Origin of the sequence: Corynebacterium sp. HMSC05D03 (genome assembly GCF_001807205.1) — a bacterium.
Lineage (GTDB): Bacteria > Actinomycetota > Actinomycetes > Mycobacteriales > Mycobacteriaceae > Corynebacterium > Corynebacterium aurimucosum.
In genome coordinates, this window is record NZ_KV788192.1 from 14,243 (window position 1) to 27,726 (window position 13,484).

Below are 13,484 nucleotides of genomic sequence, written 5' to 3' on the forward strand. Positions count from 1 at the left end.
AATAGGCTGCGTGGTTCGCGTGTTGGGGTATGAGGTACACCGCGACTAGCCTTGGTGGACAACAAAGCAACGAGAAGGGGAGAGCATGCGAGTATTGGTAGCCATGTCCGGCGGCGTCGATTCCTCGGTGGCTGCAGCACGCGCAGTGGAAGCAGGCCATGACGTCATTGGCGTGCACTTGGCCCTGCACAAGGATGCGCAACAGACCCGTGAGAAGGCACGCGGATGCTGCTCCCTAGAGGATTCCGCCGACGCCCGCCGCATCTGCGATAAACTCGGCATTCCCTTCTATGTATGGGACTTCTCCGAGGAGTTCAAGGAAGCCGTCATCGGGGATTTCGTGGACTCCTATGCCCGCGGTGAGACCCCGAATCCGTGCTTGCGCTGTAATGAGAAGATCAAGTTCGCAGCCTTGCTGCGCAAGGGCATGGCGCTGGGCTTCGATGCAGTCGCCACAGGTCACTACGCCACCATCGACTCTGATGGCTACATGCGCCGCTCCCTGGATGAGAACAAGGACCAGTCCTATGTGCTGGGTGTCATCACCAAGGAGGAGCTGGACCACTGTTTCTTCCCGATTGGCGATACCCCGAAGCCGCAGATCCGCGAGGAGGCCAAGCGCCATGGATTCTCCACGGCGTCCAAGCCTGATTCTTATGACATTTGTTTCATCCCGGACGGCAATACCCAGGCCTTCCTGGGCCGTTCCATCGGGCTGCGTCCGGGAATGATCGTGGATACCGAGGGCAATGAGCTCAAGGAACACGATGGCGCGTGGAACTACACCATCGGCCAGCGCAAGGGCCTAGACATCAAGACGCCGACTGCCGACGGCTCCCCGCGCTACGTCACCGATATCGACGCGGCCACCGGTACCGTCACCGTGGGATCGCGCGCCGACTTGGCCGTGACCCGCATTGAGGCCGATCGCCTAAAGTATCTGCACCCGGCGATGGACGGTGATTTCGACTGCGAGGTACAGGTACGTGCCCACGGCTCCGTCGTTGCCTGCCGCGCCCACGTGGACCGCGAGGCTGACCGCATGACGCTCGAGCTTAACGAGCCACTCTCCGGTGTAGCCCGCGGCCAGGCCGCGGTGCTCTACTTGCCGAGCCCGGATGAGCTGGGTGATATTGTGCTCGGCTCTGGCACGATTTGCGGGACTGAGTAGCTTTAGCGAAGCACGCAGTCAGCGATGAGTCGGTCGAGTGCCCGAATATCGACTTTGGGTCCGATGTTGATTTTGAAGTGGCCAGCCCGTGTCCAGAGCTCCAGTTCAGCATTTACGTCTAGGAGCTTTCCGGCATTCTCCGTCGACCACATGTTAATGGAGGAATAAGGGAGCGAATAGATTTCGACTTTCTTTCCAGTGAGACCTTGAGAATCTCGGATAATTAATCGGTGGCTAGTGAAGACCGCTGCGTCTCGGACAGTTTTGAAGGCGCAGATGGGCTTTTCGTTGGCAGCGAGAATTGACGGAATGTCACTCGGAATCTCGCAAGGAGAATAGAAGGTCCAGCCAGAAAACTGTTCAAGTGCCACGGGAGTATCCTTTACTATCTGCGACTTAGTGGTTTGTGAATTGCATTATAGATGCCGCAGCACTGTCTTTGATTCGGTATTAAAAGAAAAAGAATTCGGAAGGAGATGAGATGACGGGATTCGCTCTTGGCCCCATGCCCGGCACGTCCATGGCGGAGGCCGCGGACATCATCATGGGGGAGACCGAACTTCCTGCCATCCCGCAGCTGCCCGAGCGTGGGCTGGGGTCGGATGCGGTGGGCCGCACGGCCAGCATGCTGGAGGCTATCTCCATCGACCGCGGCCCGCGCTCGTGGCGCATGACGGCGCGCCCGCAGCTGCTGACCCGCCGCACGTGGGACCGCTTGGAGCGTGACCTCGACGAGGTCCAAGAGGTCTGGGGCGAGAGCGTGCCGCACGTCAAGGTGCAAGCACTTGGCCCCTGGTCGCTTGCGGCGAGTATCGAGCTTTCCGATGGCCACCGCGTCCTCACAGACCGCAGCGCCTTTAACGAGCTTGCCGACGCCCTCCGCCACGGCCTTCACGCCCACGCTCAGGACGTCGCTAGTCGCTTCCACGGGGAGGTCGTCGTCCAGCTCGACGAGCCCCTGCTTGCCGATATCATCGCCGGCCGCGTCCCCGGCACCACAGATTTCGATACCATCCCGGCGGTCCCGGATGAGGTCGCGCTCGATCTCCTGCAGTCCTTCGACGCAGATTACCTGCACGCCCCGCCGCTGTGGTCGATAGCACCTGCTGCCAAAACTTTGCTCACGACTTTCCGCGGCCTAGACACCCCGCGTCACCTCGACGGCCTGGGTGAGCACTTGAGTGCGGGTCACTGCATCGGTCTGGGCATCGAAGGCTCCGATGCCCGCGCGGAGGCCATCACGCTGGCCCGTCACCTTGACCGCATCGGCATGCCACGCGAGCTGCTCATCGATCATTTCGACGTCTACCCAGTCAAGGCCTCCGCTCGTTCACTGCGCTCGGTAACCGAGACCGCCGGCATCCTCACCCGCGATGCTGGTGACCTTTAGCTCACCCTCTAATCAACCCGCCCCAGGCTATCCGTCGCGGTGAAATAAGACTCCATATACGGGATGACGAACTGGAGTTGGCCATGGGCGGTGGGTTCGATGAGGTCGGCGTCGATAAGCCGCTGGCGCGTGGCCGACAGTGAGCGCACCGTCCGGTCCTGGTGCGCGGCGATGTTCTTGATTTCTGCCGTACCGTCCTCCATGACCGCGCTCATCGCTTCGAGGAAGAGACGCTGCGCCGGCGGAAGCTTCAGGGTAGCGGGCTGGTGGACCTGGGCGCCCAGCACTGAGATAGCCTCGGCCGACACTGCTGCGACGTCACTCACCTCGATACTGCTTCCACCATCACGCTGCGCCTTCCCCCAAGCCAGTGAGCCCACCAGCTGCACCATGTAGGGGTAGCCGCGCGACAGCCTCACCGCTGCCGCAACCGCATCATCGGTGAACTCGAGCCCGGACTGTGAGGCGGTTTCGGTGAAGGCCACCTCGGCGTTTGCGGGGGAGAGCGGGCCCAGAACGAACTTCTGCGCGCGGCGCAGGAAGGTTACACCAGGCAGGTCTAGCAGGCGGTTGACTCCCTGTGGAAGTCCTGCGGCGACAATGGCGACGTCGAGCTCATCGCGCACTAGGTCTTGATATGTCACGGCGAGGGAGGTGAGATCCTCCGCGTCGGCGTCCTGTACCTCGTCGATGGTCAGCAGCACGCCAGTGCCTTTGAGCATGCCTAAAAGCTCGCGCAGGCGAGTGTTCAACGTGGGTTTGTAGGCTTCCTCAGTGTTGTGCTGGATGCCAATGGTTGCCACACCACCAATGCCGACGCGGTTGACCTTGTGCTTGTCCGCCGGGGCCAGCTTGTCCATGATGCGCGGGATGGTGGTGTCAACGAGCTCGTCAACCATGGAGCTGCGTCCCGAGGCTCGCAGGGTAATCCACCCGCGGCTCGAGGCGATATCTTCTATCTCGTTGAGCAGGACCGTCTTGCCGATACCGCGGGCGCCGCTAATGATGAGCGAGCGGCCCGGGCTACCCGGCTGGGAGTCAAGCGCAGCTCGGAAGGTATCGAGGACTGCTGTGCGGCCGACCCAGAACAGTGGTGGAACGCCGAAGGTGGGTCGGAAGGGATTCTCGTGCGGGGACATAGCCTCATCTTAGAGCATTGGGAGATTTGGGAGACTTTTAAGAATGTGGAGATTTGGGAGACTTTTATGAGGACGTCGACTAGGGAGACCAATAATCTCCCTAGTCCTCTATGCGTCTCGTCCGGCGCGGATTGCGGCGACGACGTCGAAGTCTCCCTTCATATCGATAGGTGCACGACGGGAGAGTTCGGCCGCCTTTGCTTCGATGGACTTTCTGTTGGCAGTGGATGGGGATGACGCGGCGATAGTGAGGATGTTGCGCACGTAGTCTTCGAAGGAAACACCAGCGGTAGCGGCGCGGTGCTGAAGAGTTGCGATGGTTGTACTGTCTACGTCTTGGATTTCAACGGTGCAGGTAGGAGAGGAGCTCATAGTGCTATCGTACGGGAGCTTCTTGACCAGCGTCTGTGCCGCTAGAAGGCTGCAAGGCCTGCCAAGCTACCGCGCCGATGTGCAGCGAGCAGGCTGCCACAAGAGCGTACCACCAGCCAAAATACACTGAGGTGTGCCACGACATGGCGTAGCCGATGAAGAGTATGGCGAGAATCGTAATCGCCGCGGTGACGAGGTGATTTGCCGTGGAAAGGGGTTTTCGCAGAGCCTTCCATGCGGCCCAGAGCTCCGAAGCGGTGATGACGGCGAGCGCTACGGTGAGGAACATGCTTACTCCTTAAGATGCGAGCTCGTCGAATAGAGCTTGGGCGAGGTCTTCGGTGCCGGCGAGGGAATCGTTGTTGGCGAAGGCGGCGCGCTTGGTCTCTGGTTCGATGATGAGCATGGTGGAGTAACCGTAGGTGCCGCCGTTGTGCCAGTACCCAGCATTGTCCTTGCTGGGAGGCTGCCAGCCGTAGTCGGTATCGCCGTTGTCCATAAACCACTCGGCGAACTTGGCCATGTCACTCGCCGTGGAGCGGATCGCTCCCGCGGGTGCGGAACCTTCCATCTCCCAGGGCTCGGCGTGGCGGCCGGTATTGGTAAGTCCCCGTGGGGCGTCGTCAGGCACAGAGCCCGGCGTCATGAGATAGGTTTCGGTCATGCCGGCTGGCTCAAAGATGCGTTCTTTGAGCATCTGCTCATAGGGCTGCCCGGCGGCGGTCTCTACAATATGACCCAAGAGCCCGTAGCCAAGGTTGGAATAGGATTCTTCGCCGCGGTCCTTTAGCTCGGCCTTCGTGGCAGCGTCCACGATGTCCTCTACGGTCTCACCTTCATAGGGATTCGAACCGGTGATCGTTGAAGCGAAAAAGCTGAGGACGTTCGCTTTGGCGACGGCGGGTAGTCCAGAGGTGTGGTCGAGCAGCTCCCTTACGGTGACGTCAGCGACGGGCGCATCGCCGACATTGAGGACCTCGCCCACAGTGGTGTCAGTTCTCAGCTTTCCCTCTTCGACGAGCTGGTGGGCCAGTTCGCCGGTGAACATCTTGGTCACGGAGCCGATTTCGACCTCCGTGTGCTCGTCGCTGCCCAGCCCTGCAAAGGTGACCTTGCCGTCCTGGAGGGTAAAAGCGGTGATGTTGTGGAAGCCGGACTCTGAGTGCTCTTCCAACTGGGCAGCTAAGGCTTCGTCGCCAGTTTTGTCTTTTGCCAGAGCAATTCTTTGCGGCCCCGTGATGAGCAGGATGGCTGCAACGGCAATGGCAGCGATGACGGCTAGGGAAATTCTACGCATTAGTGGTCCTCGCTTGCAGTGATGATGGTCAGCAGGGGGATAACTCGGGCGGGGCGGATGGCATATTCGCCACCGGACTTTGTGGTCCAACTGGCATGGGTCAGTGCGCTCAAGTGGTGATAGGCGGTGCCTGTGGAGGAGACGATGTCCTCTTCGACGAGCTCAGCGGCTGTCGCGGGCGCGGCGAGGAGGCGGCGCAGGATTTCACCGCGGACCGGATGTGCGAGCGCGGATAGGCGCTCGAGGTTTTCTGTCCAATCCTCGTCAGTGATGAAGTTGGTGGGGCGCTGCCATTGATAGGCATAGGTGCGCTTGCCGACGTTTATGTTGCCGCCAAAGATGACGGAGCCGTCGGGAAGCTGCTCGTTGGGTGCGAGGGCGTCGACCAGCCAGTAGGCCGAGCTTTCTCCAGTGGCGGATGCGGGGTCGGCGTCAGTGGGTGTGGTGCGCCCCTCAAGCGCGGCGACGCGCGTTTCAAGTTCGGCGAGGCGTGCTTCGACTGTCGTTTTCATGTTTTCTAGAATTCCAGAACTCTAGAAAACTGGCAAGGGGGCAGGCTTAAGAAATCATCGGCCATGCGGTGGAGACATCGGAGGCATCGCGCCCGCGGCCTTCCAGATACTTCTTGAAGGATTCGCGGTCCTTGTACCACTCGACGGCCTGGTATTCCATGAGCTCGTTGGTATCCATCTGTGCTAGCTCGGGGAAGTGCTGGCGCACCTGCTTCCAGGCCACGCGGGCGGCCGCCAAAGCGTCGGCAGTCGCCTCATGCGCGTTGCTCAACTCCACGCCGTAGTGGGCGGAGACCTCTTCCAAGGTGCGCTTTCCCTTGCGCCACTTGTCCTTAACACGATCGATGACGAAAGGATCGAACACCGGACCGTTGACCGTGAAGTCCCCGGTCAGCGCGCGTAGCACGGATAGGTCGTAGGCGGCGTTGTAGACAATGAGCGTGAGCCCCTCCTCCCAGGCCTGATAGATGGAATCGACCGTTTCCTTGAGCACCTCCTCGTGCGGGCGACCCTCCGCGCGGGCCTTCTCGGTAGTGATTCCGTGGATCTTGGCGGCTTCCTCGGGGATTTCCACGCCGGGGTCAGCGAGCATTTCCCGCTTGTCCACTTCGCGCCCGTCGATACGCACCAGGGCGGAGGTGACGATACGGGCTTCTTTGGGCTTTACGGAGGTGGTCTCAAGGTCGAAGGAGAGCATGCGGGTGGCGTCGAAGTTCATGGACAACACTCTAGCGCCCGGCTCGGACATGCACTGTGGAAGTACTGCAGAATGACGGACGAACCTTTGCAGAATGACCATCCGCAGGTCACAGGCATGTCCGGCAGTCCCGCTACACTAGTGACTCGTGAGTGATGCAGTAGATATCCAACGCGAATGGTCCGAGCTTGCCCAGGAAGTGCGCAAGCACCGCGAGTTGTACTACAACGGTGACCCGTCGATTCCGGATGCGGACTTTGACGCGCTCTTCCAGCGTTTGTTAGCGCTGGAGGCAGAGCACCCGGAGCTGCAGACTCCGGATTCGCCTACCCAGCAGGTAGGTGCTGCTCCGGAAGGTGCTGTAGATATCGAGCACCTGGAGCGCCTGTACAGCTTGGACAACGTCTTCAGTGCGGATGAGCTGCAGGACTGGCTGGACCGCACGCCGGCTGAGGCTTATTTGACCGAGCTGAAGATTGATGGCCTGTCCATTGACTTGGTCTACCGCGACGGCAAGCTTGCCACGGCCGCCACGCGTGGTGATGGTCGTGTGGGAGAGGACATTACTGCCAATGCGCGCGTTATCCCGGACATTCCGCACGAGCTCACTGGCACGGATGAGTATCCGGTTCCCTCCCTGGTGGAGATCCGCGGCGAGGTGTACATGCGCCCGGATGAGTTCGAGGAGATCAACGCAGCGCGACGTGAGGACGGCAAGCCCACTTTTGCCAACCCCCGCAACGCGGCGGCAGGTGGGCTGCGCATGAAGGACCCGGAGGACGTCAAGAAGCGCCGACTCCACATGGTCTGCCACGGCATTGGCGCACGCGAGGGTTTCCAGCCCACTTCGCAGCACGATGCCTACAAGGCCCTGGAGTCTTGGGGATTCCCGGTCTCTCCTTATACCCAGCGCGTGACCACCGCCACGGAGGTTCAAGAGCGGGTGAGGTACTGGGAGGAGCACCGCCACGATGCCTACTTTGAGATGGATGGGCTCGTCATCAAGGTCGATGACCTGGCCAGCCAGCGCGCGTTGGGCGCGACCTCCCGCGCGCCTCGCTGGGCTATTGCCTACAAGTACCCGCCGGAAGAGGTCACCACCAAGCTCCTCAACATCGAGGTAGGTGTAGGGCGCACAGGGCGCGTGACGCCTTTCGCCATTATGGAACCGGTCTTCGTTTCTGGTTCGACGGTGTCCATGGCAACCTTGCACAACCAATTCGAGGTCAAGAACAAGAACGTCCTTATCGGCGATACCATCATCATCCGCAAGGCCGGAGAGATCATCCCCGAGGTCCTCGGCCCCGTTTTGGATAAACGTGATGGCAGCGAGACCGAGTGGGTCTTCCCGGAGAATTGCCCTGCCTGCGGTACGAAGCTGGCGCCACAGAAAGAAGGCGACCAAGACTGGCGCTGCCCGAATACACGCAGCTGCCCCGCGCAACTGGCAGCGCGCCTAGAGTACTTGGCCTCCCGCAAGGCGCTCGACATTGGCGAGCTGGGGGAGAAGGCGGCCGCAGATCTGATTTCCTCCGGAGTGCTCAAGGATGAGGCGGACCTCTTCGATCTTGATGAAGAAGCACTCCTCAAGTCCTCGGTTTATACTACCCAGAAGGGTGCGCTCAATGCCTCCGGTAAGAAGCTGCTGGAGAACCTCAAGACGGCCCGTCAGGCTGAATTCTGGCGAGTGCTGGTAGCGCTGTCTATCCGCCACGTTGGCCCCATCGCGGCGCGTGCGCTAGCCACCCGCTTTGGTTCCATGGAGACGCTGCGCGCGGCCTCGGTGGAGGAGCTAGCGGATACCGATGGTGTGGGCAGCATCATCGCGGAATCCTTCAAGCAGTGGTTCGAGGTGGAATGGCACGACAATATCGTGCAGAAGTGGGCCGCTGCTGGGGTCACGATGGAGGAAGAAGCCAGCGACAAGCCGGCGCAGACACTTGAAGGCATCACCGTCGTGGTGACCGGAACCTTGGAGAACTTCACCCGCGATTCCGCCAAGGAGGCCATCATCACCCGTGGTGGAAAAGCATCCGGCTCTGTATCGAAGAAAACGAATTACGTCGTAGTTGGAGAGAATGCTGGCTCGAAGGAACAGAAGGCCCGCGATCTGGGGCTGACCATCTTGGATGAGGAGGGCTTTAACCGGCTTCTTGAAACGGGCGAGGCATGAAGCTAGCCGCTTTCGACTTAGACGGCACCATCTACTTTGACGGGCATATGCCCGACGAGGTACCGGAGGCGATTGCCCGGTGGCGTGCTGCGGGCAACCTCGCCGTTGTGGCCACCGGTAAGTCGCCGCACTCGGCGCGGCGTGCTCTTGAGCCCTTTGGCGTCGAATTCGACTATTACCTGCTCTGCAACGGCACCCTCATCATGAATAGTTCCTATGAGCTGCTCTATGAAAGCCATGTGCCGCCCGGGGTAGTCCGCGCTGTGTATGAGCGGGTTCGTGATATCCCGAAGCTCGACCTGTATTGCACGCGCCTGGAAGGTCCGGACGGGCACCTCGTCCGCAACGTGGCCGGGGTGCACAACCCCATCATCAGCGAGCCTGTACCGGTCGCGCCCGAGCGCATCGAGGAAGAAGTCTTCCCTCTCGTCGCCGCCTGGACGCCGGACGATCCAAGCCTGCAGAAAGAGATCGCGCAATGGGTTACTGAGCGCTTTCCCGTCGGCACCGCGATGAACCGCAACTTCTTCGACATCACTCCACCTGGCCACGACAAGGGCTGTGCCTTGACCTGGCTGCTACGTCACTTGGGAGTCAAGCGTTCCGAGATTGAGCTGATCACCTTAGGCGACGGACATAATGACCTGCCCATGCACGCGCTTGCCGATATCTCCCTTACCTTCCCCTGGGCGCAACCCGAAATCCAAGAGGCGTGCACCGCGGTGGTGGACTCGGCCGTGAAAGGCCTAATAGACTACGGCTCATGAAGATTGCGGCTTTGGACATGGATGGCACTGTTTACGTCAACGAAGACATAACTGAGGCAGTAAAGGAAGCCATCGCCGCATGGCGGGCCGCTGGCAACCTCGCTATCTCTGCGACGGGCAAGTCCATTGCCAACGCCCGGAACACACTCGAGCCATTCGGGGTGGAGTTGGATTATCACGTGCTCTACAACGGCACCGTCATCACGGACGGCGATTTCTCCATCCTGCACGAGGAGCACTTGCCTAGTGATGTCGTCCAAGCCGTCATCGACCGTTTCACTGGGCTGCCATTAAATATCTACCTGACGGGCTTGACTGGGGCTGACCAAGTGGCGTGGGACGGCCTGGCTGGCCGTGAATCTTCGATGGTGGCGAATACGGAAGTGGTGGATCTGGGGGACGTCGCCAAGCGCAGCACCGTTCTCATGTCCCTGTGGATTCCGGGCGACGCCGAGCTACGCCGCGAAGTCGACGAGTGGGTGCGTGCGAATTGCGATGTTGAGTCCTCGTTCAACTGCGATTTCTACGACATCATGCCACCCGGACACAACAAGGGCGAGGGCTTGACACGACTGCTTGGTCACCTCGGCCACGAAGAGGCTGAACTCTACACCTTCGGCGATAGCTTCAACGATCTCTCGATGCATTCCATCGCCACCGAGTCCTTCACGTTCCCGGGAACACACATCACCGACGAGGTAGACCACGTGGTTCCTGACGTCGCCGCGGGCCTCAGCATATTGCTCGACCGCTAGGTCGAACTAGGTGAGGAAGGCGCCCAGGATGGCGCCCAAGTCACCCAGGTGCTCGACCTCGGAAGCGAGATAATCGGGCCCGCCAACGCGGCCCATCACCACGACATAGTTCGTGCCTACGAGGGGAGCGGCCGCCAGTGCGGATTCGATGAGGGTCCACGATTCCGGGATCCACGTGTCCTTCTCCGGATTGAGCACGCGGGCGGAGGTGATGTTGAGGTCGGTGGGGATCGAGCCGTCGTCGGCAGGTGCGGCGTCAGAGGCGGCAATGCGGCTGATCTTCTCATCGTTCGCAATGACGATGGCCCAATTGGAGGTCAGTGCCTTGGGAATTGCCGCGCAGACTTCCTTCATCGCGGCGGTTACGTTGCGCTGCGAGGCAACCTTCGCCAGTACATGGATCTGCCCGCGGCGGTCAACGCGGCCGCTGAACGGACGGATGGAATCAATTTCTACGCCTTCCACGGCCTGGGCTGCCGTGATGATCTCATCTGCCATGGTGGACTGGGGGAGATCGAGCACGATGTCATCCATGACCGTCCCGTCAGGGAAGTTTTCTACGATGTCGACGGAGCGAATATCGGCCTCGATGTTGCCCATCGCGTTGGCGAGGAGGCCAAGGCTGCCGGGAGTGTCAGGGAGGAGGACACGGACGAGGTACGACATATCGTTCTTTCTGGGGAAGATGACTAGGTAGGGAATTCTTGATATGAAAAGTTTATAGAACTTGATCGATGGTACCCAACGTATCGAATACTATTCAATAGCTCGTGTTGCGTTTAGGGGAGGAGCGGTGGTGGCGTGGCATCAGCCGTGCAGTACCATGGGTGCTTAGCTATCAACCGTCTCAATGAATAAAAGGATGGAGTTCGCGTGTCTGATATTTCGCGTGACGAGGTCGCGCACTTGGCAAAGCTGTCGCGATTGGCCCTGAGCGAGGAAGAACTGAAACAGTTCGCCGCGCAGATCGACGAAATCGTGGATTCCGTGTCCGCGGTTGGCAAGGTCGAGGCTGAAGGTGTGGAGCCGATGTCGCACCCGCACTCCGTTAACGCCCCCATGCGTGAGGACGTTGTCGTGCGAACCCTCACTGCTGAGCAGGCCTTGGACCAGGCCCCCGCAGCTGATGAAGATCGCTTCATGGTTCCGCAGATTCTGGGTGGAGGAGACGAATAAGAATGGCACAATTCATTGCGCCCACCGAGGGCATTACCGCGCTGACCGCCGCCGAGCTGGCTGAGAAGATTCACTCTCGCGAGCTCACCTCCCGCGAAGTTACTCAGGCCTTCCTGGACCGCATCGCGGAGACCAACGGCGAACTCAACGCCTTCCTGCATGTTGGTGCTGAGGAAGCACTGGCGGCTGCCGACGCCGTCGATAAGTCCCTCGACGCTGGCGAAGCGCCCGCTTCCGCGTTGGCCGGTGTGCCGCTAGCCCTCAAGGATCTGCTGGTGACTACCGACGCCCCCACGACCGCCGCCTCCAAGATGCTGGAGGGTTGGGTGTCACCTTATGACGCTACGCTGGTGACCAAGCTGCGCGAGGCCGGCATTCCGATCTTGGGTAAGACGAACCTCGATGAGTTTGCGATGGGCTCCTCTAACGAGAATTCTGCCTACGGTCCGGCTCACAATCCGTATGACACCGAGCGCACCCCGGGTGGTTCCGGTGGTGGTACCGCTGCGGCTCTTGCCTCCGGTCAAGCCCCGCTGGGTATCGGTACTGACACCGGCGGCTCCATTCGCCAGCCTGCCGCTTTGACCAACACCGTGGGCGTGAAGCCGACGTACGGCACCGTTTCTCGCTATGGCCTCATCGCTGCTGCAAGCTCTTTGGACCAGGCAGGCCCGACCGCGCGCACGGTCCTAGATACCGCGTTGCTGCACGAAATCATTGCCGGCCACGACTCCTTCGACGCCACCTCAGTGGATAAGCCGGTCGCGCCGGTAGTCGCGGCCGCCAAGGAAGGCGCCAATGGAGATCTTTCCGGCGTCAAGGTCGGCCTGATCAAGCAATTCGAGCGCGACGGCTGGCAGCCGGGCGTGATGGAGGCCTACCACGCCGCGGTTGAGCAGCTGAAGTCTCAGGGCGCAGAGATCGTCGAGGTTGACTGCCCGCACTTCGACGATGCTCTCGCGGCGTACTACCTCATCATGCCGTGTGAGGTCTCCTCCAACCTGGCCCGCTTCGACGGCATGCGCTACGGTCTGCGTGTCGGCGATGATGGAACCCACTCTGCGGAAGAGGTTATGTCCCTGTCCCGCGCGGCTGGTTTCGGCCCCGAGGTTAAACGCCGCATCATGCTGGGTACCTACGCGCTGTCCGTCGGCTACTACGACGCCTACTATTTGCAGGCACAGCGCGTGCGTACCCTCATCGCCCAGGACTTTGAGCGTGCTTTCGAGCAGGTCGATGTCCTCGTATCCCCGACCACCCCGACCACGGCCTTCAAGCTGGGGGAGAAGGTTGAGGATCCGATGGAGATGTACAACTTTGACCTGTGCACCCTGCCGCTGAACCTCGCTGGCGTGTGTGGCATGTCTGTCCCTTCCGGCATGGCCTCCGACACCAACTTGCCGACCGGCCTGCAGATCATGGCCCCCGCATTCCAGGACGACCGCCTGTACAAGGTCGGCGCCGCCTACGAGGCAGGACGCAAGTAGCCCGCAGAACCGTATTCGGTAGTAAATCTGAGCCGGTGACTTTTCACGGAAACGTGGGAGGCCACCGGCCCTCGTCGTTTTATTCGACGGTGAGGTTTAGAAGGGGATGTCGTCGGTGCTGGCATCTGTGTCGGTGTTGTCCGCGTCTTCGGCTTCGGCTTGGGCTTGGGCTTGGGCTTGTTGTTGTGCGTAGTCGTCGAGTTCTTGTTTGAGGTATTGGGCTTCCTCGCGGATGCGTTTCCTGGTGGCGGTGATGTGTTGGGCGACTGTTTGTGCCCAGCGTTTCTGTTTTGGTGCTAGCGGCCCGTCGGCTTCGGTAATAGTCCAGGTGCCGTCTTCATATAGCCAGATGACATCCCCGCTGTAGGGGTCGATCAGGTATTTGAGGGTGCCATCGGTTTTCATGTTGTGATGGCCTTGGCATAAACACGCCAGGTTCTTCGGGTGGGTTGGCCCGCCTTCGGCCCAGTTGTGTCGGTGATCCAACTGGCTGAGAAAAGCAGGCTCGCCGCATCCGCCGACCCGGCAGGTACCGTCGCGGCCTTCGA

At 60.5% G+C, this 13,484-nt stretch carries 16 protein-coding genes; 7 read left to right on the forward strand and 9 right to left on the reverse strand.

Translation table 11 applies throughout. The features are described from left to right. The first annotated feature begins 85 nt into the window (after positions 1–85). Complete coding sequence (gene mnmA, locus HMPREF3147_RS11315; RefSeq protein WP_070447724.1) at positions 86–1,171, forward strand: tRNA 2-thiouridine(34) synthase MnmA; 1,086 nt, start codon at positions 86–88, stop codon at positions 1,169–1,171. Positions 1,172–1,173: 2 nt separating this feature from the next. Here the strand turns inward: mnmA and HMPREF3147_RS11320 are convergent, their stop codons facing one another. Further along, entirely contained in the window at positions 1,174–1,542 is a 369-nt protein-coding gene (locus HMPREF3147_RS11320) for a PH domain-containing protein (RefSeq protein WP_046649328.1), read from the reverse strand. A 110-nt stretch (positions 1,543–1,652) separates the two neighbouring features. Between HMPREF3147_RS11320 and HMPREF3147_RS11325 the strand changes: the two genes are divergently transcribed. Then, positions 1,653–2,561 (forward strand): uroporphyrinogen decarboxylase/cobalamine-independent methonine synthase family protein, encoded by a 909-nt coding sequence (locus tag HMPREF3147_RS11325; RefSeq protein ID WP_070447726.1) that lies wholly within the window; start codon positions 1,653–1,655, stop codon positions 2,559–2,561. 8 nt (positions 2,562–2,569) lie between these two features. On the opposite strand, the gene HMPREF3147_RS11330 is transcribed toward HMPREF3147_RS11325, so the two are convergent. The 6 genes from HMPREF3147_RS11330 to HMPREF3147_RS11355 all read right to left on the reverse strand — a co-directional run bounded on the left by HMPREF3147_RS11330 (position 2,570) and on the right by HMPREF3147_RS11355 (position 6,599). Next, positions 2,570–3,700: an ATP-binding protein gene (locus HMPREF3147_RS11330; protein ID WP_070447729.1), complete on the reverse strand. Its 1,131-nt coding sequence runs from the start codon at positions 3,698–3,700 to the stop codon at positions 2,570–2,572. A gap of 108 nt (positions 3,701–3,808) precedes the next feature. Next, positions 3,809–4,072: a FitA-like ribbon-helix-helix domain-containing protein gene (locus tag HMPREF3147_RS11335; protein WP_070447732.1), complete on the reverse strand. Its 264-nt coding sequence runs from the start codon at positions 4,070–4,072 to the stop codon at positions 3,809–3,811. Positions 4,073–4,076: 4 nt separating this feature from the next. Then, positions 4,077–4,361: a hypothetical protein gene (locus HMPREF3147_RS11340; protein ID WP_070447736.1), complete on the reverse strand. Its 285-nt coding sequence runs from the start codon at positions 4,359–4,361 to the stop codon at positions 4,077–4,079. A gap of 9 nt (positions 4,362–4,370) precedes the next feature. Further along, entirely contained in the window at positions 4,371–5,369 is a 999-nt protein-coding gene (locus tag HMPREF3147_RS11345) for a serine hydrolase domain-containing protein (RefSeq protein ID WP_070447739.1), read from the reverse strand. Then, positions 5,369–5,881 carry an ArsR/SmtB family transcription factor gene (locus HMPREF3147_RS11350; RefSeq protein ID WP_070447741.1) on the reverse strand — a complete coding sequence of 171 codons (513 nt, stop codon included), beginning with the start codon at positions 5,879–5,881 and terminating at the stop codon, positions 5,369–5,371. The genes HMPREF3147_RS11345 and HMPREF3147_RS11350 overlap by 1 nt, the downstream gene beginning before the upstream one ends. Positions 5,882–5,927: 46 nt before the next feature. Beyond that, positions 5,928–6,599, reverse strand: a complete 672-nt coding sequence (locus HMPREF3147_RS11355; RefSeq protein WP_070447763.1) for a 3'-5' exonuclease — start codon at positions 6,597–6,599, stop codon at positions 5,928–5,930. Between the two features lie 127 nt (positions 6,600–6,726). On the opposite strand from HMPREF3147_RS11355, the gene ligA reads away from it, so the two are divergent. The 3 genes from ligA to HMPREF3147_RS11370 are packed head-to-tail and all read left to right on the forward strand — an operon-like array spanning position 6,727 to position 10,273. Next, positions 6,727–8,751, forward strand: a complete 2,025-nt coding sequence (gene ligA / locus HMPREF3147_RS11360; RefSeq protein ID WP_070447743.1) for an NAD-dependent DNA ligase LigA — start codon at positions 6,727–6,729, stop codon at positions 8,749–8,751. Then, entirely contained in the window at positions 8,748–9,518 is a 771-nt protein-coding gene (locus tag HMPREF3147_RS11365; RefSeq protein WP_070447746.1) for an HAD family hydrolase, read from the forward strand. The genes ligA and HMPREF3147_RS11365 overlap by 4 nt, the downstream gene beginning before the upstream one ends. Further along, entirely contained in the window at positions 9,515–10,273 is a 759-nt protein-coding gene (locus HMPREF3147_RS11370) for an HAD family hydrolase (protein WP_070447749.1), read from the forward strand. The genes HMPREF3147_RS11365 and HMPREF3147_RS11370 overlap by 4 nt, the downstream gene beginning before the upstream one ends. A gap of 6 nt (positions 10,274–10,279) precedes the next feature. Here the strand turns inward: HMPREF3147_RS11370 and HMPREF3147_RS11375 are convergent, their stop codons facing one another. Continuing rightward, entirely contained in the window at positions 10,280–10,939 is a 660-nt protein-coding gene (locus tag HMPREF3147_RS11375) for an ACT domain-containing protein (RefSeq protein ID WP_070447752.1), read from the reverse strand. A gap of 207 nt (positions 10,940–11,146) precedes the next feature. Here HMPREF3147_RS11375 and gatC point away from each other — a divergent pair, with 207 nt between their 5' ends. Continuing rightward, positions 11,147–11,449: an Asp-tRNA(Asn)/Glu-tRNA(Gln) amidotransferase subunit GatC gene (gene gatC / locus HMPREF3147_RS11380; protein ID WP_070447754.1), complete on the forward strand. Its 303-nt coding sequence runs from the start codon at positions 11,147–11,149 to the stop codon at positions 11,447–11,449. Positions 11,450–11,451: 2 nt separating this feature from the next. Beyond that, positions 11,452–12,936, forward strand: a complete 1,485-nt coding sequence (gene gatA, locus HMPREF3147_RS11385; RefSeq protein ID WP_070447757.1) for an Asp-tRNA(Asn)/Glu-tRNA(Gln) amidotransferase subunit GatA — start codon at positions 11,452–11,454, stop codon at positions 12,934–12,936. Between the two features lie 96 nt (positions 12,937–13,032). Here gatA and HMPREF3147_RS11390 read toward each other — a convergent pair. After that, positions 13,033–13,484 (reverse strand): HNH endonuclease signature motif containing protein (locus HMPREF3147_RS11390; protein ID WP_141740747.1); only part of this gene is annotated, 452 nt, incomplete at its 5' end.

Bases quoted from the DNA above. Each gene is read 5' to 3' on its own strand.
- mnmA (WP_070447724.1), top strand. From the start codon at position 86: ATGCGAGTATTGGTAGCCATGTCCGGCGGCGTCGATTCCTCGGTGGCT.
- HMPREF3147_RS11325 (WP_070447726.1), top strand. From the start codon at position 1,653: ATGACGGGATTCGCTCTTGGCCCCATGCCCGGCACGTCCATGGCGGAG.
- HMPREF3147_RS11330 (WP_070447729.1), bottom strand. From the start codon at position 3,700: ATGTCCCCGCACGAGAATCCCTTCCGACCCACCTTCGGCGTTCCACCA.
- HMPREF3147_RS11335 (WP_070447732.1), bottom strand. From the start codon at position 4,072: ATGAGCTCCTCTCCTACCTGCACCGTTGAAATCCAAGACGTAGACAGT.
- HMPREF3147_RS11340 (WP_070447736.1), bottom strand. From the start codon at position 4,361: ATGTTCCTCACCGTAGCGCTCGCCGTCATCACCGCTTCGGAGCTCTGG.
- HMPREF3147_RS11345 (WP_070447739.1), bottom strand. From the start codon at position 5,369: ATGCGTAGAATTTCCCTAGCCGTCATCGCTGCCATTGCCGTTGCAGCC.
- HMPREF3147_RS11350 (WP_070447741.1), bottom strand. From the start codon at position 5,881: ATGAAAACGACAGTCGAAGCACGCCTCGCCGAACTTGAAACGCGCGTC.
- HMPREF3147_RS11355 (WP_070447763.1), bottom strand. From the start codon at position 6,599: ATGAACTTCGACGCCACCCGCATGCTCTCCTTCGACCTTGAGACCACC.
- HMPREF3147_RS11365 (WP_070447746.1), top strand. From the start codon at position 8,748: ATGAAGCTAGCCGCTTTCGACTTAGACGGCACCATCTACTTTGACGGG.
- HMPREF3147_RS11370 (WP_070447749.1), top strand. From the start codon at position 9,515: ATGAAGATTGCGGCTTTGGACATGGATGGCACTGTTTACGTCAACGAA.
- HMPREF3147_RS11375 (WP_070447752.1), bottom strand. From the start codon at position 10,939: ATGTCGTACCTCGTCCGTGTCCTCCTCCCTGACACTCCCGGCAGCCTT.
- gatA (WP_070447757.1), top strand. From the start codon at position 11,452: ATGGCACAATTCATTGCGCCCACCGAGGGCATTACCGCGCTGACCGCC.